General features: G+C 43.0%; 20 protein-coding genes. 15 read left to right on the forward strand and 5 right to left on the reverse strand.

What is annotated here, in order from left to right:
* Positions 1-24 precede the first annotated feature (24 nt).
* The 6 genes from L0B18_RS14020 (at position 25) to arr (ending at position 6,655) form a co-directional block, all read left to right on the forward strand.
* Entirely contained in the window at positions 25-3,438 is a 3,414-nt protein-coding gene (locus tag L0B18_RS14020) for a T9SS type A sorting domain-containing protein (RefSeq protein WP_234572420.1), read from the forward strand.
* A gap of 259 nt (positions 3,439-3,697) precedes the next feature.
* On the forward strand, positions 3,698-4,072 hold the full coding sequence (locus tag L0B18_RS14025; protein ID WP_234572421.1) for a hypothetical protein: 375 nt from the start codon (positions 3,698-3,700) through the stop codon (positions 4,070-4,072).
* A gap of 78 nt (positions 4,073-4,150) precedes the next feature.
* Positions 4,151-4,702, forward strand: a complete 552-nt coding sequence (locus tag L0B18_RS14030) for a dihydrofolate reductase family protein (RefSeq protein ID WP_234572422.1) — start codon at positions 4,151-4,153, stop codon at positions 4,700-4,702.
* Positions 4,703-4,921: 219 nt separating this feature from the next.
* Complete coding sequence (locus L0B18_RS14035; RefSeq protein WP_234572423.1) at positions 4,922-5,248, forward strand: ArsR/SmtB family transcription factor; 327 nt, start codon at positions 4,922-4,924, stop codon at positions 5,246-5,248.
* A 2-nt stretch (positions 5,249-5,250) separates the two neighbouring features.
* The gene (locus tag L0B18_RS14040) at positions 5,251-5,742 is read left to right on the forward strand and encodes an SRPBCC family protein (protein ID WP_234572424.1); all 492 of its coding nucleotides are present in this window, start codon (positions 5,251-5,253) and stop codon (positions 5,740-5,742) included.
* A gap of 499 nt (positions 5,743-6,241) precedes the next feature.
* Positions 6,242-6,655 carry an NAD(+)--rifampin ADP-ribosyltransferase gene (gene arr, locus L0B18_RS19895; RefSeq protein WP_370647594.1) on the forward strand — a complete coding sequence of 138 codons (414 nt, stop codon included), beginning with the start codon at positions 6,242-6,244 and terminating at the stop codon, positions 6,653-6,655.
* A 51-nt stretch (positions 6,656-6,706) separates the two neighbouring features.
* Here arr and L0B18_RS14050 read toward each other — a convergent pair whose 3' ends face one another.
* On the reverse strand, positions 6,707-7,462 hold the full coding sequence (locus L0B18_RS14050; protein WP_234572426.1) for an SDR family NAD(P)-dependent oxidoreductase: 756 nt from the start codon (positions 7,460-7,462) through the stop codon (positions 6,707-6,709).
* 174 nt (positions 7,463-7,636) lie between these two features.
* Between L0B18_RS14050 and L0B18_RS14055 the strand changes: the two genes are divergently transcribed.
* From L0B18_RS14055 to L0B18_RS14090, 8 genes are all read left to right on the forward strand, one after another.
* A complete protein-coding gene (locus tag L0B18_RS14055; protein WP_370647595.1) occupies positions 7,637-8,533 on the forward strand; it encodes an AraC family transcriptional regulator in 897 nt (298 codons plus the stop codon).
* A gap of 160 nt (positions 8,534-8,693) precedes the next feature.
* Entirely contained in the window at positions 8,694-9,752 is a 1,059-nt protein-coding gene (locus tag L0B18_RS14060) for a glycoside hydrolase family 43 protein (RefSeq protein ID WP_234572428.1), read from the forward strand.
* A 3-nt stretch (positions 9,753-9,755) separates the two neighbouring features.
* Positions 9,756-10,337: a YdeI/OmpD-associated family protein gene (locus tag L0B18_RS14065; RefSeq protein ID WP_234572429.1), complete on the forward strand. Its 582-nt coding sequence runs from the start codon at positions 9,756-9,758 to the stop codon at positions 10,335-10,337.
* 63 nt (positions 10,338-10,400) lie between these two features.
* Positions 10,401-10,967: a DUF4256 domain-containing protein gene (locus L0B18_RS14070; RefSeq protein WP_234572430.1), complete on the forward strand. Its 567-nt coding sequence runs from the start codon at positions 10,401-10,403 to the stop codon at positions 10,965-10,967.
* Positions 10,968-11,047: 80 nt separating this feature from the next.
* The gene (locus tag L0B18_RS14075; protein ID WP_234572431.1) at positions 11,048-11,725 is read left to right on the forward strand and encodes a hypothetical protein; all 678 of its coding nucleotides are present in this window, start codon (positions 11,048-11,050) and stop codon (positions 11,723-11,725) included.
* A gap of 191 nt (positions 11,726-11,916) precedes the next feature.
* Complete coding sequence (locus L0B18_RS14080; RefSeq protein WP_234572432.1) at positions 11,917-12,552, forward strand: NADPH-dependent F420 reductase; 636 nt, start codon at positions 11,917-11,919, stop codon at positions 12,550-12,552.
* Positions 12,553-12,682: 130 nt separating this feature from the next.
* The gene (locus tag L0B18_RS14085; RefSeq protein WP_234572433.1) at positions 12,683-13,240 is read left to right on the forward strand and encodes a TetR/AcrR family transcriptional regulator; all 558 of its coding nucleotides are present in this window, start codon (positions 12,683-12,685) and stop codon (positions 13,238-13,240) included.
* Between the two features lie 58 nt (positions 13,241-13,298).
* A complete protein-coding gene (locus L0B18_RS14090; protein WP_234572434.1) occupies positions 13,299-14,120 on the forward strand; it encodes an oxidoreductase in 822 nt (273 codons plus the stop codon).
* A 162-nt stretch (positions 14,121-14,282) separates the two neighbouring features.
* On the opposite strand, the gene L0B18_RS14095 is transcribed toward L0B18_RS14090, so the two are convergent.
* Positions 14,283-15,641, reverse strand: coding sequence for a Gfo/Idh/MocA family protein (locus L0B18_RS14095; RefSeq protein ID WP_234572435.1), 1,359 nt, complete (start codon positions 15,639-15,641; stop codon positions 14,283-14,285).
* Positions 15,642-15,919: 278 nt separating this feature from the next.
* Between L0B18_RS14095 and L0B18_RS14100 the strand changes: the two genes are divergently transcribed.
* Positions 15,920-16,372: a hypothetical protein gene (locus L0B18_RS14100; RefSeq protein ID WP_234572436.1), complete on the forward strand. Its 453-nt coding sequence runs from the start codon at positions 15,920-15,922 to the stop codon at positions 16,370-16,372.
* A gap of 328 nt (positions 16,373-16,700) precedes the next feature.
* Here L0B18_RS14100 and L0B18_RS14105 read toward each other — a convergent pair whose 3' ends face one another.
* The 3 genes from L0B18_RS14105 to pstC are packed head-to-tail and all read right to left on the reverse strand — an operon-like array spanning position 16,701 to position 19,217.
* A complete protein-coding gene (locus tag L0B18_RS14105) occupies positions 16,701-17,465 on the reverse strand; it encodes a phosphate ABC transporter ATP-binding protein (protein WP_234572437.1) in 765 nt (254 codons plus the stop codon).
* Positions 17,452-18,312, reverse strand: a complete 861-nt coding sequence (locus tag L0B18_RS14110) for a PstA family ABC transporter permease (RefSeq protein WP_234572438.1) — start codon at positions 18,310-18,312, stop codon at positions 17,452-17,454. Before L0B18_RS14110 ends, L0B18_RS14105 begins: the two co-directional genes overlap by 14 nt.
* Positions 18,309-19,217 carry a phosphate ABC transporter permease subunit PstC gene (gene pstC / locus L0B18_RS14115; protein WP_234572439.1) on the reverse strand — a complete coding sequence of 303 codons (909 nt, stop codon included), beginning with the start codon at positions 19,215-19,217 and terminating at the stop codon, positions 18,309-18,311. Before pstC ends, L0B18_RS14110 begins: the two co-directional genes overlap by 4 nt.
* Between the last annotated feature and the right edge of the window lie 3 nt (positions 19,218-19,220).

Below are 19,220 nucleotides of genomic sequence, written 5' to 3' on the forward strand. Positions count from 1 at the left end.
TACATTAATTATCTACTATACCATATGAACTCAACAAAGTCAGCCTCCCCTTATCATTGGAAGAAAGAACAGCTCCTGGTCATTTTACTTTTATTGATAATCCCAACTAGTTATACAAAAGCAGCCCAAAGCCTCCAGGTTTATGCTGAATCATCGGTTACCTATTTCCCTCCCGAATCTGTTCAGAGTGATAACTTTGATGACGGGAATGATGCCGGCTGGGATCAATATGATCCGCTGGGAAACGGAAATTTTGCATTTCCAAGTGGGGCTTATGAACTCTCAACAACAGCCCCGCCGGTTGCAGATTACGGGCCCGCACGTGTGGGCAGTACACTTTCGGGGATTACAGCATCAAACTTTCGTATCAGCGTAGACCTGGTTGATTGGGATGCGGATTTGCCGCAGACGTTTGGCATCATAGCCAGGGTGAATAATATCGGCCTGGGTACAACCGATGGTTATCTTTTTAGTTACAGCCCCAAGGCAAGCCGCAGCAATACGGCACTTGCTATCGAGAAAGTGGAAAATGAGTCGTCTGTACCAAATGATGACCGCGTTTTTTTGGCAGAAGATCTCGACCCTGAAGCGGGATACCGGATGGTTTTTACCGGGATTGGCAACCAATTGACAGGCAGTATCTATTCGCTGGATGATTTGAATACTCCACTCGGAACCGTGACTTTTACGGATAACTCTTACCAGAGTGGCGGGGTTGGCTTATTTGTTGGAGATAGTAATACGTCTGACCTGCAAGGCGCAACGGCTACGTTTGATAATTTCTCAGCAGAGATCCTTACGACCGGAACAGAAGGATCACCTCATCAAATAAGCACCTGGGAGGATTTAAATAACGTACGCAACGAACTTTCGGCTTATTATATAATGAACAACAATCTGGATGAGAATACAGCCGGATATGCCACGTACGTAAAAGACGGCGGGCCCCTGGCCAATGACGGAAAAGGCTGGGAGCCGATCGGAAATTCTACCGACAAATTTACGGGGTCTTTTGATGGAGCAGGACATACTATTTCCGGCCTGGAAATAAATCGCGATGAATCGGAAGTCGGCCTGTTTTCATATACCGAAAATGCATCTATCCAAAAGGTTGCCTTGATTGATATTTCCGTTGAAGGGAACACCGGTGTAGGCGGGCTCGTTGGGATAAATTCAGGATTGATTCAGGAGGTTTACGTTACAGGGTCTGTAACAGGTGATTCGTTTGTTGGCGGACTGATCGGCCGTCATTCGGGTGATACCGTGAGCTGTTCATTTTCGGGAGCCTCAGTAAATGGAGGTTCGAATGTTGGTGGTCTTATTGGATATAACAGTGCCGGAACGGTAAGCCATTCATACGCTTATGGATTTGTTGATGGAAGCAGCTCCGCTGGAGGGTTGATTGGAGATAACGATGCCACTGTCACGAACTCATTCTGGGATACTGAGACCTCCGGGCAGCCAATAAGTGCAGGCGGAACAGGAAAAAACTCTACTGAACTAAAAACGTTGAGTACCTTTAGCGATGCCGGCTGGGATCTTACCGGGGAAACCGACAACGGAAGTGAGGATGTCTGGCAGCTGGCCGACCAGCAGGATAACGACTACATTTCCTATCCCTACCTGACTGCATTTACCTACGACGCCTTTGATGCCTCGCTGGCGGAAAACCCCGTGCCGGGGCTTATTAAAATTGGCGGGTTTGATCCGGACCGCCGAACAGGTGAAACTGTACTTGCCACTTCATCCCTTGAATTTGACGACGATAATGAATTGACCCTGGTGTCCCTTCCGGAATTCGGCACTCTCACCTTGGGCGATAACCCGGTTACCCAAGGGCAGGTGGTCAATGACGTACAGGTGGAACAGGACGGGCTTACCTACTCCCCATTAGAAACCGATCCCACCAAATATGGCTATAATTACGATAGCTTTACCTACCGCGCCGGTATTAATCAGCGGACGGTGAACATTGATTTGCCAGCCAAACAATTAGATATTGAACAGGAAGGCTGGCACTTTTTAACCAGCCCCGGCGAGCAGACCGTTGGCGCGTTCCTTTCGCCGGTGTGGACACAGGGTTTCCCGGGTAGTGATTGGCCGACGGACAGCAACTCAAACGTGTATTTTTTTAACCAGGAAGCCTTCGAATGGGTAGTGCCTACCTCGGCTGGACAGTCGATCAGCCAGGGCCAGACGGTGCTGGTGTATATTTACACTGACGACCAGAAAGGCAGTACCAGCTTCCCAAAATCGTTGAGTGATGAGGGCCCGTGGAATCCACTGGACGGGAGTTTCAGCTTTGACGGACAGCTGGATTATGATATAAACCAAGACGAGCTGGGTAACAGCTATTATTTGATTGCCAACCCGCATCCTGTAGCTATTGACGTATGCCAGATGATCGATGAAGCCACCAACCTGGCCGGCAGCATTACTGTGTGGGATCAAACCGAGAATGATAATAACGGCGGGTATATAAGCCGTAGCTGTGCCGTTGATGCGCCGGTGTATGTGACCCCGTTTGCTGGTTTCTGGGTACGTACGACCGATGCCTCCCCACAGCTTGGAATCAGTACAGAGAGCTATGTAAGCTATGACGACTTGTTTGGCACAGCCCCAAAAGTCAATAATACACCTGCTGAAGCGATGCCTGAATTGCTGAGCCTGCAGGTAGAGTATGACAGAACGCCTGGCTATAGCGGCAGAACCCGGGTGCTGTTCCATCAGGATGCTGACGAGAAGCTGGATGATCTGGATGCACCGAAGCTGAGTTCGACGGGCCTTGCGAGCCGCTATACCGAACTGGCAGCATATGACAGGCATGGGCGTCCGCATGCGCTGCTATCACTTCCGGAACACCCCGGAGAGCAGAGAGTGATTCCGGTGGGGTTTGCCACCACCGAGAGCGGAGCATACACGTTTTCATGGACCCTGCCGGAGAATGGCTACAATTATTACTTGCGCGACAGTAAAACCGGCGAGATTGTAGAGCTAAACCCCGGCGGGGAGTACCACTTTGAGAGCCTGGCCACGGTAGCGGCTAAAACTGCTAAAGAGGATCTACGCCCACAGAACCCGGTACAAAAAGCAACCGGAGAACAACCGTCGCGCTTTGAACTGGTGATCAGCAGCGGACAAATTAAGGATGATATTGCAAATGGAGAGCTGCCGGGCAACCTGGCGCTGCAGCAGAACTACCCGAATCCATTTAACCCGACCACGCAGATTAGCTACAACCTTCCGCAGGCGAATCACGTAAGTCTGGCGGTGTACAATATAGCGGGCCGGCAGGTAGCCGAGCTGGTGAGCGATCAGATGAGTGCGGGCATCCATACGGTGAGCTTCGATGCGAGTGAGCTGTCGAGCGGAGTGTATATGTATCGACTGCGGGCCGGCGGGCAGATACTCACACGCAAGCTTACGGTTATTAAGTAGAATAAAGAATAAATCGAGTGGTCTAAAACAGTGAGTAAAACCATCCATTAAAAAAATAAGCGGTCCGTGATTCGGAACATCTTCTCATCGTCGAATTTTGATATCTGTATGATTATGCAAACATACTTCGCCCGCAATACTCGGGCCCGGCTTTCTGGCTTTTAACTCTCGATTCCTTATTTAACAAATCCACATACATTTGAGTGTAACTTATGCGCAATGTCGTTATGTGGCAATTGCTCTAACTGATTAATTTGTTATGAGAAAACAATACTATTTTCGTCCATCTCAAAATGGATTCTATGCTTGGGATGTAGATCGACTCATAAACTTGACAAAAAACTCAGAAGTTAAACAGATTCGTTTGGATTTAATTCGAGAAATTGATGAGAATCACTGGTTTCATCATGGTAACGAGCCCACTTGCCGATCAATATATAAACATGCTATTCTAATCCGGGAAGCTGATTTAAATTATCCGATCATACTCGCCGAAGATGGCCGTGTGATGGATGGAATGCATAGAGTTGGCAAGGCTTATATCCTGGGATGGGATACTATAGATGCCGTACAATTCAAGAAAAATCCTGAACCTGACTATACCGATGTGTACCCGGATGAACTCGAATACTAACTTGTCACCTAACCACCACTTCACGATCATTTTAAAATGACAGTAACAACTATCGACAACATTAAAGAATAGACTTCAATGAGAAAACTGATTGCAGCAATCAATATGACACTTGACGGAGTTTGTGACCATACGGCAGGACTGCCAGATGAAGAAATACACCAACACTATGAAGAACTTTTAGGCGAGGCAGATGCGATTTTATATGGCAGAATAACGTATCAACTTATGGAGTTTTGGCGGACACTGTTAGAAAATCCTTCAGAAGAAAAATCGATGAATGACTTTGCTATAGCCATAGACAAAATTCCAAAAATCGTTTTTTCTCATACATTGAATCATGTTGAATGGAATAGTGCAACCGTTGCAAAGCGTTCCTTAGAGGAAGAGATTTTAGAACTTAAGCAACAATCAGGTAGAGACATTCTTGTTGGCAGCCGGAGTTTAATTATACAGCTAATGAAACTTAATTTGATTGATGAATATCAACTTTGTATTCACCCGGTTGTTGCAGGGAGCGGGTTGCCATTGTTTGAAAATATCGAAGCCAGAACGATTCTTACATTCATCAAGACAAAAACGTTTCGTGGCGGTGCCGTACTGATCTATTATAAACCGATACAACAATGACCTGCTAAGTTGATTTTTACACTTCAAGAAAAAGTGCCTGAAAGTCAATTCACACGAGAGATTGTTATGTGACTTTTCAAATAACTCATTCTGAGAGCCTCCTCTCCTTTCCTGACTCTCTTAGTTAATCTATCAGACCAAAATAATTTCAAAAAGTAATTGCGTAAGTATTTACTTACCTATATATTTACGTAAGCATTTACTTACACAAAAGATTGTATGGAAAAACGCAGAGATGTATTTCAGGCTATAGCAGATCCAACCCGGCGGGATATTCTGTGCCTTATTGCTGAAGAACCGCTAAACCTGAATTCGATTGCTGAAAATTTTGAAATGAGCCGACCGGCAATTTCGCAGCATATCAAAATATTGGATGAAAGCGGACTTATCATCATCCGAAAAAAAGGAAGACAACGGTTTTGTCATATTCGTCCACAGAAAATAAAAGAGGTAGACAAATGGCTGGAACAATTCAGACAGCTTTGGGAAGACCGTTTCAATCAACTTGACAATGTATTATCAACAATAAAAAAGAAGGAAAAATGAACATGAATCCACAATTCGACTTCCTTGTAAACAAGGAAACAAACACGATCACCGTAAAAAGAGAATTTGACGCTCCGCAATCGGATGTTTGGGCTGCATGGACCGACCCCGAACTTCTGGACCAATGGTGGGCTCCAAAACCATGGAAATCCGTGACCAAATCCATGGATTTCAGTGAAGGCGGAAGACGTTTATACGCAATGGTTGGGCCAAACGGAGAAGAACATTGGGCTTTTTCTGATTATACATCCATCAACCCAAAAGATAATTTCTCCTACAGTGATGGCTTTTGTGACAGTAATGGAAACAGAACGGAATCCCTTCCTGACTCTGATTGGATCGTTAATTTCAGCGAATCTGATGGAATTACTACGGTGTATGTCGAGATCAAGCATAAATCCCTTGAAGACCTCGAAAAAATCATAGAAATGGGCTTTAAAGAAGGCTTTAGCGCTTGTTTGGATCAATTAACTCTGATTTTTTCTAATAAATAGTACCCAGTTCATGAGAAGATTAAAATTACATTGGAAAAGGTGAATCTGCTTTCTCGATGTTGGAACAATGGCAGCCGCTAAAGTTGATTCGATCAATCACCTGCAAAAGCGGGATTATCATCCTTCATTATGAAAAAGGATAAAATATTCAGGTTAGAATAATCAGCAAATGGAATTCAATCCAAACAACAATATTGTCAAGCTCTGTCTTAAGGGGATGGAACTGGAAGATAAGGGCGAACCCAAAGAAGCGGTCAAATGTTTTCTCCAGGCCTGGAACGAAACATTGAACGATTTTGAAAAGTTTATTGCAGCTCATTGTGTGTCACGGCATCAAACCAATGTTCATGATAAATTAAAATGGCTGGAAACAACTCTGATGCATGCATTAAAGCTAAATGATGATACTGTTGCGAGTGCTTTCCCTTCTCTCTACTTAAAGATTGCCAAATGCTATGAAGATTTAGGTGGACCTGCCAAGGCAAAAAAGAATCATGAATTGGCAACTTCGTACAAGAATAAACCTTCTGACAAAGGTCCCTTCTATCACGGGACGAAAGCAGATTTACAGGTCGGGGATTTGCTGATTGCTGGTAACCAATCAAATTACAAATCTGAACTCAAAATGAATCACATCTATTTCACCGCCCTTGTCAATGGAGCGGGACTTGCAGCAGCATTGGCTAAAGGTGAGGGCTCTGAACGGGTTTATATTGTTGAACCAACCGGGAGTTTTGAAAATGACCCAAATGTTACGGATAAAAAATTCCCTGGAAATCCGACACGTTCCTATCGCTCCCGGTCACCTCTAAAAATTGTCGGTGAAGTAACCGAGTGGATGAAACAAACACCGGAGCAAATCCAAAAATGGCGCGAAAAATTGGCTAATAATAACGGAGAGGTTATTAATTAAACACATTTTTCATTGGTTTCTGTCACAACTATGCTTCACCTTTTTTAACATTTACAACATAAAGCCACCTGAAACTTCAATGTCCTGTGCAGTAACCCAGCTAAAATCATCAGACAATAAGTTTACAATTACCTTGCCAATATCATCCGGGTTGGCAATTCTTCCAAGTGCCGTTTGATCTGCCAAAGGTTTGATGTATTCGGGGTGTTTGTCAAATACTCCATCGCCGAAATTACTGTGAACCGGGCCCGGAGAAACGGCATTCACACGGATTTGTCGCGGCGCCAACTCCTTCGCCAAATAACGTGTCCAGGTTGACAGAGCTGCCTTTAAAGAACCATAAACTGAATAGCCCGGAGGAGTGAGCGACGCTGAATTGCTTGATGTATTTACAATCCGTCCGCCATCTTCCATTAGTTGGATAAGCTGTTGAGTTAAAAAAACGGGTCCTTTAAAGTTTGTATTGAGTATCAAATCGAAATAGTCTTCAGTCATCTCCGGAAACATCATTCCACCGCCAATGCCTCCATTATTCACTAAATAATCAAAACTGTTTCTCTGAAAAACCTCATGGAGACTCTCCCTTATTTGCTGTGTAAAATCGTCAAAGGTTGATTTTTGACTCAGATCTAATTTTAGTCCTATGGCCCTGACTCCATTGTTTTGTTCAATTTGCCGAACCACATCATCTGCACTTTCTTTATGGGAATGATAGGTTAGGATGACACTAACCCCGCGTTTTCCCAGTTCAAGGGCTGTGCTTTTTCCGATTCCGTTACTTCCGCCTGTTATGATTGCTATTTTCATTGGTTTCTCCTATTGTGATTTAAATAAAAAAAGTATAGGATATTTCTGTCCGCACGGAAAGATCTGATCATACCGATTTATTGCCTAATCCTACCTGTCTAAAAACACAATGCACCTTTTCCTTACACTACTCAATCAGAATAAACCTAAAAATAGCATGAGGTATTCTGTATGATAAAGGAAGCAATTAGTGAAATCGCTCAGTTGACAAGTAACGCCGGCACGGATCCTACAAAAACCGAGTTGCCGGGAGTATGGATAATAAAGGGTGAAGTTCCTCAACATCAACTTGCGGCAATCTATGAACCGATGATTGGATTTGTAGTTCAGGGAAGCAAAACAATTACCATTGGTGATCAGGTGATTTACGCGAAAGCTCCCTCCTATTTTGTTGTGCCCCTCGAAATTCCGGTAACGGGGCGAGTACATCAGGGATCTGAGGGACTACCATATTTATCAGTAGGCCTTTCTTTGAATCTATACAGATTAATGGATTTACTGAATGACATTTCTGATGGCCTTCCTGAATCAAATAGCTCTGACAAATTTATGGCTTGTGATGCTACACCAGAGTTTATTGATGCATGGCTCCGGTTACTGCGCCTTCTGAAAAACCCGGAGGATATTCCTGCACTCGCTCCTGCGTATGAAAGGGAAATCCTCTATCGGGTACTTCTTGGTCCCCAAGGTTGGCGTCTCAAACAGCTCTGCCATACTGATGGTGACATCCCGAATGTTCATCAATCTGTAAAATGGCTACGGGAAAGTTATACAGAACCCATCGAAGTAAAACAAATGGCAGACAAAGCCGGAATGGGTGTAACTACATTTCACCGAAAATTCAAACAAATGACAGGCTTGAGCCCCATTCAATTTCAAAAAGAATTAAGATTATTGGAGGCAAGAAAGCTTTTAGTATATCAAGGGTATACCGTTGGGAATGCAGCGTATGAAGTGGGATACAACAGTCCATCTCAATTTAATCGGGAATATTCCAGGTTTTTTGGTGCATCCCCTGCGAAAGATGCTTCTGATCTGAAGGAGCTGGAGAATCAGACGAATGGTGTTTGATGTCTTTTAAATTGCTCATCTTTTCATGCTATCCTCCGGGTGAATCCATTTACTCTGTATTTGATTGAAGAAGACCTTATTTCTTCTGCTCAACAAAATTCATTACAAAATTATATTTTATCGGAAGACCTAACTTTCATCCAAAAAAAATACAGTGATTTTGAGAAAACTTCCTCTCTTCAGCATCGTCTTTGTACTCTTTATTTCCTGTTCACAAGTTGAGCCCGAATCACAAAAAATCCAAGCGGGAAACCCTGTGATTGAAGGCTGGTATGCCGATCCCGAAGGTATCATTTTTGATAACGAATACTGGATTTTCCCCACCTATTCCGATCATTACGGAAAACCGGATACTTCTTCCGTATTTACAGAAAGACAGCTTGAGGCCCGTTCGAAAGCCATCAACGAGCAATACCTGATCCAAACTTTCTTTGATGCTTTCTCATCCAAAGACCTGGTCAATTGGGAAAAGCATTCGCACGTGCTGGACATAAAAGATGTGAAATGGGCGTCTTACTCGATGTGGGCACCATCTATAATCCAAGCAAACGATCAGTATTATCTGTTCTTTTCAGCCAATGATATTCAGAGTAATGAAGAATACGGAGGTATCGGGATAGCCGTAGCCGATCAGCCGGAAGGCCCGTACAAAGATGCTCTGGGCGAGCCTTTGATCAATGAATTTCATAATGGAGCCCAACCTATTGATCAGTTTGTTTTTAAAGATGATGACGGTCAGTTTTATATGTTTTATGGCGGCTGGCGCCATTGCAATGTGGTAAAACTGAGTGATGACCTGCTCAGCCTGGAACCGTTTGAAGACGGAGAATACTACAAGGAAATCACTCCGGATAGTTATGTAGAAGGCCCTTTTGTATTCAAAAAAAACGGCAAATATTATTTCATGTGGTCAGAAGGCGGCTGGATGGGGCCGGATTACAGCGTTGCTTATGCCATCGGGGACTCCCCAACCGGTCCATTTGAGCGAATCGGAAAAGTCCTGGAACAGGATTCCACCGTTGCAAGAGGTGCCGGCCATCACTCCGTCATCATCACCCCGGATAAAGATTACTATATGGTGTACCATCGCCGGCCTCTTGATACGGATGATCCTCACCACCGGGTGGTCAGCATTGACCGAATGTACTTTGACGAAAATGGTTTCATCCAACCGATTGAGATGACATTCGATGGCGTAGAAGCGAACCCCTTGGATTAGTTCATGAATTCCAACGTTGATAAATTTTTAAGCAAAGCCGACAAATGGCGAGAAGAGATGGAACGGTTACGACAAATCTGTCTCGAATGTGGACTCACTGAAGAGTTGAAATGGAGAAAACCATGCTACACATCTCAGGGTAATAATATTGCTATCATCCAACCTTTTAAAGACTCCTGTGCGCTGATGTTTTTTAAAGGAGTGTTGATGAAAGACAACAATAATATTCTGGAGAAACCCGGTGAGAATTCACGGGTAGCGCGCAGGCTCTCCTTCAAAAGGCTGGAAGATATTGTTGAGGTTGAATCCGTTATCAAATCCTACATTCAGGAAGCTGTTGAAATAGAAAAAAAGGGTTTAAAAGTACCTGAAAGAGAAAATGAAGAACCCGATCTACCGGAAGAATTACAAGAAAAACTGGATGAAAATCCTCAACTTAAAACAGCTTTTGAGGCATTAACTCCGGGTCGCCAGCGGGGTTACACTCTCTATTTTTCAGATGCCAAGCAATCCCGGACGAGAAAACGAAGAGTTGAAAAATATATCCCGAAAATTCTTGATGGAAAAGGATTGCATGACCGTTAGATTCAGGTATTTACATCAGAACTTTTCCAGAAAAATTCCTTAGAAACTCCAAACAGTTTAAAAATGAGCAACCCGAAAAAAGAGCTGTCTCAACAGCAAAATGATAAACTTCTCCAAATCTTGAAGACCCGATTTGAGAAGAATGTGAACCGACATAAAGATTTACACTGGCCAGATGTTCAGTCAAAGTTGGAGAGTCATCCGGAGAAACTCTGGTCGCTTAACGAAATGGAGCAAACAGGTGGTGAGCCCGATGTTGTTGGGTTCGATGAAACCACCGGAGAATACATTTTCTTTGATTGCTCAGCCGAAAGTCCCAAAGGCCGAAGAAGTGTTTGTTATGATGGTGAAGCTCTTGAATCCCGAAAGAAGCACAAGCCCAAAAACAGCGCAATGGATTTGGCTGCCGAAATGGGAATTGAAATGCTGACTGAAGAACAATATCGGGAACTGCAAAGTCTTGGCAATTTCGATACAAAAACTTCAAGCTGGGTGAAAACTCCTGCAGAAATCCGAGAACTTGGCGGGGCAATATTTTGTGACCGGCGATACGATCAAGTTTTCACGTACCACAACGGAGCAGAATCTTATTATGGCGCCCGTGGATTCCGTGGTTTTCTTAAGGTCTGATTTTCGATATTCACAAAACAGAAATCGGATTGATCATCTTCAATCTTCACCATTCAAAAAATTAACGACCGGATATCCTGATGAAAACCCTCATACAGACACCAACCAACGATTTAAAGAACAGTATTGAATTTTATTCAAAATTGAAGTTCAATATTATTTCTGATAAGGATCCTGTTCTCGTATCCGATGGGAAAGCCTTTATACAAATCAATCCGGACAGATATGCCCGTGCAGGAATCAAGCTGTTCCGTTCAGAATGGAAGGAAGCGGTAAACGAACTTTCCAAATTGGCAAAAGTGGTCAAAACCAATGACGGATTTCTGCTTACTGATACCAGTGGTATGTGGATCTATTTAATCGAAACGGATACCTCTTTTGATCTGCAAATATCAGAAACCTCTGATTCAGTTCTTGGAAATTATATGGGTATTGGACTGGAAACCCCGGAGGTAGAAAAATCAAAAGAAATATGGTCCATTCTTGGGTTTGAAAGGAATGATCCGAAATGGCCGTCGTTTACGAATATCGACCAGGTTACAATTACACTTTATGAACCAAATAGCTGTCCCCATCTCTTTTTTAACCCTTCATTAACGTACTTCAACGGCCCCGAAAATTTGAAAGTGATCGACTATATTCGGCAACAAAACATACCTATTGCGGAAGAAATCACTTATTTCAACCCGAATAATGAAGTAGATAATATCATTATCAAAGACCCGGGTGGACTCGGCTTTTTTCTCTTCAACGATTGAAATATCAATTCAACAGATCAAAAAGTCGTTTCTTACAAATTCTATCTTCGATATCTCTGAGATTTACTTGTCTATTTAATCTCGTTTTCAGTAATAATCTTGTCAGCACAATTATTGATAGATAAAAGTCCTTTGTTGAACGACTGTGTAAAAGTGCATGTTTAGGTAGTTAAACAAAAAGGACTAATATCATGAAGATTGGAATCATTGGATCAGGACATATCGGCGGAAATCTTGGAATTCACCTTGCGAATGCAGGACATTCAGTCAAATTCAGCTCCCGACATCCCGACCAGTTGAAAGAGCTTGCAGAAGACGCCGGAGAAAATGCGAGCGTTTGTACGATTAAAGAAGCCGCTGATTTTGGAGATGTGTTGGTGTTGTCCATTCCGTTTTGGGCCATTGAAGAAGTCGCTGAGAAAACAGGTCCATTAGAAGGAAAAATTATCATTGAAACGACAAACCCCTACCCCGGACGAGATGGTGAAATAGCAACAAAAGCCAGGGAAAGCAGCAAAGCGGCATCCACATTTGTGGCTGATCATTTCCAAAAAGCGCATGTTGTAAAAGCCTTTAACACAATCTATTACGAACATTTAAAGAACCAGGCGAATCGGTCAGATAACGTAAGAACCATTCCTTATGCTGGCGATGACAAAGTTGTGCTTGAACTGGTTGAAGATCTTATCAGGCAAATTGGATTTGCTCCGGTTTATGTTGGCAAGCTTTCCGAAAGTCATCTGATGGATGTTGACCAACCTCTCTACAACAAAGATTTAAATGAAGCGGAAGTAAAAGAGATTATCCAAAATAACAGGATTGGTTGAAATAGATTCCAAAAGGCAAATGTCATCATTTCAGGATCACAAAATCTGACACCATCATTGATCAAAAAAACGATTGGACAGGTAGGGAAACTTGGCTATATTATCAACCGAACATTCATTCGGTTTTTCAATGAAAAAAGAAGCTGTTTTACAGAGCACGCTAAAACTGATCTCTGAATTGGGAGTACACAACACACCAATGTCTAAAATTGCAAAAGATTCGGGTGTGGCAGTCGGTACGATTTATCATCATTTTAGCAGCAAGGAAGAGATTTTGAATGAACTCTACCTGGAGATTAAAAAGGAGTTCGGAGAACGTCTGGATACTGTTTTGGATAAAAATATGTCGCCTGAACAGACATTCACAGAAACATTTAAAACCGTTTATCACTTCTATTCCGGCAATCCTCTGAAGTTTATTTTTACTGAGCAGGTAGATTTCACTCCTATCATTTCGGAAGAAGTAAAAAAGAAATCCCAGGTGTTCTATCAATCAATGATTCACTTTTTGGAGGAATTGATTGCTGATGGCACCTTCAGACAAATTCCATTGAATTTGCTCAGTCAGCTTTGCTATGGAAATATCAGGACCCTTATTCAAATGGAATTGAGTAAAAAAGGAACCGTAACGAACGAAATACTTGAAGAAGCCATCCATACGACCTGGATCAGTTTTTCAAGCCGCTAAATTTTTTTTAGTAAAACCGAATGAACATTCAATCTAATCAAAATTAAAAACTCAATAAATGAAGAACAAAAAAGTGGTACTCGTAACCGGAGCCTCATCCGGAATTGGAAAAGCGACGGCCAAACAGTTATTAAAAGACAACCATACCGTCTACGTTGCAGCTCGACGAATCGAGAAAATGCAGGATCTTGAAGATCTCGGAGCGAAAGCCATCAAAATGGATATCACGGTTGAGGAAGATATCCAGCATGTAGTTTCCACCATCCAGAAAAACCACGGCGGAGTAGATATTTTGGTTAATAACGCTGGGTATGCTATCTACGGTGCTGTAGAAGATACCACGATTGATGATGCCCGCCGACAATTTGAAGTCAATATTTTTGGACTCGCACGATTAACCCAGCTTCTTCTGCCATACATGCGGGAACAACAATCCGGAAAAATCATCAACATTTCATCCATGGGTGGAAAAATCTATACGCCACTTGGTGCATGGTATCATGCTACCAAACATGCATTGGAGGGATGGAGCGACTGTCTTCGGCTTGAGCTCGAACAATTTGGAATTGATGTTGTGATTATTGAACCCGGAATCATTCAAACCGAATTTGGAGATGTAATGTCGGGTCCTATGATGGAACGTTCGGGCGATACAGCTTATGCAAAACTGGCCAAGGCAGTGAGCAAATCTTCTGCAGATTCTTATGAAAAAGGTGGAGGTTCTCCCCCTTCGGTTATAGCTGAAATTATTTCAGAAGCCGTTTCATCCAACAAACCCAAAACTAGGTATGCCAAAGGAAAACTGGCAAAACCGCTGATCTTAATGAGAAGAATCCTAAGCGACCGGATGTTCGATAAAGCGGTTATGAGCCAGCTTTAATCCTGGAAGTTAACATTGCCGCTACTTCCCGAAAGCACTTGCTCACAAGGCTCTTATTGGAATGATTATTTTTTGGGATGGAAAAAGAGATTTCACTTCATCCGTAAATCTCTGATGCTATAAAAAAGATCCCGGATAAAGTTTACCCGGGATCCAACTTGACTAAACCACAGGAGTCATACCCGGCATGGGTACCGAATAATATCCATTTTCGCCAACCGTAATTGGCGCAGGTGTATCATAGTTCACATCTTCAGGGTTCAATTCGTGATGCGGATAGAACCGCAGGTTTGAATTGAGTGCTTCATCATAAGTTAAAAGCTGGCCTGAGTAGGCAGCCATATATCCCAAAATCGCTGTCATGGTTGTTTGAGCAGCACGTTCTGTATTATCAAGAACTTTTCCATTGCGGATGGCATCAAACAGCTCTGTATGCTCATGTACATATGGATTTGGCTCCGTATTTCCACGATAATCATAAATCACGTTGCCGGATGAATCTGTGATTGTGCCGTCATCGGCAAACCCCTGGGTATAAGCCACACCTTTTGATCCCACAATGCGTTCAGCTACCCGGGTCATTGTATCTCTTTGCCGCCGGGCCTGTGCAGAAACAATCACGCCGCCGGGATAGGTATATTCGATGAAATTGTGATCGTATACCTGGCCGGTGTCTTTACCGGTGATTGCTTCAAGCCGGCCGCCCATTGCCTGTGCTGAAACCGGGTGACCTCCCACATACCAGTTGGCTACGTCGATATTGTGAATAAGCTGATCGAGAACCTGCCCGCCGGATGTCCAGAAGAACTGGAACTGGTTACGGATCTGCATATCGAGTTCGCTCCATGAAGGATCGCGCCGTAAGTTTCCGAATGCGCCTTCCATCCAGTAGATATTTCCTGAGACCACATCACCAATTTGTCCGTCCTGAATTCGATTGTAAATTTCACGGTATTTGTTTGAGTAACGGCGCTGCAAGCCTACAACCACATTCAGATTTTTTTGCCTGGCAACTTTTGCGGCTTCCAGAACTCTTCGTACTCCTCCCGGATCTACGGCCACAGGTTTTTCCATGAAAATGTGTTTGCCCTGGCGAACGGCTTCCTCGTAATGCAACGGACGCCAAAATGTAGGTGTTGTCAAAATTACAACATCAGCTAACGCCATTGCATCTTTGTAGCCTTCGAAGCCAATAAATTTGTTTTCATCAGGCACATCCACTTTATCGCCGTTTCTTTGGCTTAAAATATTGTAACTGCTATTCAGGCGGTCTTCGTAGATATCTGCCATAGCCACCAATTTAATGCCTTCGGCTGCATCCAGTGCATTGGCAACGGCTCCGGTCCCCCGGTTTCCACAGCCAATAATAGCCAGTTTCAATTCGTCACTTGCACCTGCATATGCACTTGCTCCTAAAGGCAATGAACCCAGCATAATGCCTCCGGCCGTAAATGCTGAAGCTGCTTTTACAAAATCCCGTCTCGAAATACTCTTTTGAAAGTTGGTTTTTAATTTTTCCATGAGTCTATTCTCTCTGTTGTTAAAGGGTATAAAAAATCTCTTATCATAAAGATAAGAGATTTCATACAATTTTATCTGTTATAGGGTGTAAAAAATTTACTGCTAATATGATATCTGAACGATTCTCTCTCCTATCATAACCTGTACTGTAACTCAAATTCATTTGTCTTTTCAGCCCGTTTTGTTTTCCAGGTATCAAATAGTAAACTCCAATCACAAACAGTCAATTATCTAGTGCTTAAGCGCAAGAACGCTATACCTCAAAATTAATAAGAACTATGTCAGGAATATTTGAGCAAGATTTTATTATGAGGCAAATCCAGCAGCTTGTTCAGGTCTTGCAGAAAATTTTATTCAAAAAAAGCCAAGGTCTGCATCAAGAAGCGCAAATAATGATTGATGAAACTCTTGATGATTTTTTAGATGATGATTCTAAGAGCTTTCAATCACTAACGCTGTCAGAAACGCTCGAAGTTTTAAAAAAAGATGGCTTATTCAATGTAGAACTTGCATATGCTGTTGGGGATATTTTGTATGAAAGAGCAGAATTAGAAATTGATGAAGAAAAATCAAAGAAATTTTATAGACAAGCCTTTCTGCTTTTTCACAAGGCAATGCAATATCCATCTGTAGCTTTTCCGATGACAACAACAGACAAGATGTCTCATATTGAGGAAAAATTGGATTCGTCTTCTCTGGAATCCATCAAAAAGCTTGCAGAGGAGACATAAATGCCTGTCTGTTTAAAAATTTTGTATAAACGAGAAGAAAACATTTCCGCAGGATAAGGTTTCCATATTAAACCTCATCAGTTAAGTTCAAAGTACACCATCTTTTTTTAACGGAAGCGATTCTCACTCTATTAGTCACGTTCACCGTTCACCCTATCCTATACCGGGCTTATCTGCACTTCAGTTGCCGGAGGGGTAGTATTTATATCACATTTTAAGCATTGAAATCGGTGGTATAAATACCCCCCCTTCAAGACAGACCGCAAATGCCGACTCATGGACACTTAAGCAGAAAGCCTTTTGCATGCATTCAATGGCAACCTCAATTCTACACTCCTGCTGTTACATATTTTTTTGTTAACTCTTCTTTGGGATGATCTAGCACCTGTTCTACAGGGCCATGTTCGATGATTTCTCCATAGTAAATGAACACCACATAATCCGCTAACCGCCGCGCCTGCCGAAGCATGTGTGTGACCAGCACGATGGTATATTCTTCCTTCAACTGCTGAAATTGCTGTTCAATCATTTGAGTTGAAACCGGATCAAGGGCGGACGTTGGTTCATCGGCAAGAATTACTTCCGGATTTACGGCCAGTCCACGTGCCAGGCATAATCGTTGCTGCTGCCCAATTGATAATTGTTCAGCGGAACTGTGCAGGCGATCTTTCACTTCATCCCACAAAGCTGCTTTTTCCAGATATTCCTGAACGCGATTTTGAATCTCCTCTTTATTTTTAATGCCTTTGAGTTTTAATCCATACGCCACATTTTTAAAAATGGACATGGGCAGTGGATATGGACGCTGAGAAAGCAATCCCATTTTTTGGCGGATTTGGGTTACGTCCCGATCAGGGTGAAGAATATCGTCGCCATCAATAAAAATATTCCCTTTTACTTTCAGCTCGGAATATAAATCGGTTAACCGATTCAGGCTTTTCAGAAGTGTAGTTTTCCCACATCCGGAAGGGCCAAGCAATACGGTAATTTTATTTTTGGGAATATCCAGATGAATATTTTTGAGAATATGATGATCCGGGGCATGAACATTAAGGTCCCGGATTCGAATGATTGGTGTTTCAGTCAGTACCATTTGCAGTATATTTTTTGTAAAGCGTTGAAATTCCGCGTCCGGTCAGGCTGAACAACAGAATTAATATTGTTAAAATGATAGCAGCTGCGTACGCCCGTTCCCTGACCGCTTCGATGGGTGAGCTAAGCTGAAAGAATATGGATAATGGAAGTGTAGCCGTTGGCTGCAATAAATTTTCTGGAATGTAATCGGTAAAACCGGCCGTAAATAGAACAGCGGCGGCATCACCGACTCCCTTTCCCAAAGCCAAAAGAATCGCTGTGGTGAGGCCCGGCAATGCTTTTCTTGCATAAATCTTGAATGCCGTTTCCGTTTGGGTAGAACCAAGAGAATACGAAGCCTCCATTAAGCCTCGCGGAATGGTTCGCAAGACTTCATCCATAGCCCGAATCATGATCGGGCAAATCATAATGGCGACGGTGATAATTCCGGCAAGCAATGAGGCACGAAGACCTATAAATAACATCAAAGTAAACCCGAATGCACCGTACACGATAGCCGGCACACCCCACAAAATATCCAGCAAAAGCCGGATTCGGATGAGTGTTTTTCGATGTTTAATCATATGAATGTTCATAAACAACGCCACAGGCAAGCTGACAACAATTGCACATAAAGTGGCGCCACCTGCCAGATAAAAGGATCCAATAATGGCGTTCAGTACCCCGCCCTCCTTCCCAAAATAAAATCCGCCTTGCGGTACTTTGGTAATCATATCCCATGACATAGCCGGAATTCCACGATATAAAATCGTCGCGATAATCCATCCCAAAACCACAAAGAGTAACCATGTGGTAAGCCTTGTTAAATATTTGAAAAACTTTTCTTCAAATAGCTTCTTATTCATCCTACCTCCGATTTTTGAATAACGTACCGGGATGCAAAATTGAAGGACGTCACCATCACAAATAACAGCAATGCGGCCAGCATCAACGCCGAATCATAGAGTGGAATTGACATCATTTCCCCGTAATTGTTAGCAATTAAAGCAGGAATGGGATACCCGGCCTCAAACACATTGGATGGAAATTGTACCCGGTTTCCGACTACCATCAATACAGCAATCGTATTCCCCAAAGCATTGGATACCCCGAGTGCGAAAGCTGCCAGAATGCCGGACAATCCTTTTCTTAAAAGAACATGTTTAATACACTCCCAATAGGTCGATCCCAGAGACAGGGAAGCTTCTTTCAGGCCGACAGGCATGCTTCGAAATACCTCAATCAACATATTGAGCACATAAGGAGTGGACATAACAGCCAGAACAATTCCGCCGGCCAGGATACTGTAACCCGTGGACCGGATGCCAAACCACGATGCCAGCCCGGCGACCAACGGAACAATCGTCAAAATTCCCCAAACTCCGTAAATCACTGATGGAATTCCGGCCAGAATATCGATGACCGGATGCACCATTTTTAAAAACCGTTTTGGAGCAAATTGTGTGATGTAAATAGAGGTCATTAAACTGGTTGGCGCTGTTATGCAAACCGCCAATATGGTTACTAAAACAGAACCCACAATAAATGGAAGAAATCCGAAATTACCTTTCATCGGCGACCACTGGGTACCGCTGAGAATAGTCCAAATACTCTGATCATAGAGCAGTGGCAACGATTTGATCAGCAAGCCGAGGAATATGGCAAGTGGAATCACTAAAATGAAAGAGAGTCCGGCAAACATCCAGATTGTAGATACCCGATCCACCCAAAAACGCCTGCCTGCCTGTTTGATTTTTAAAGCTGAGATCATAAC

Source organism: Rhodohalobacter sp. 614A (assembly GCF_021462415.1).
Classification (GTDB): Bacteria; Bacteroidota; Rhodothermia; order Balneolales; family Balneolaceae; genus Rhodohalobacter.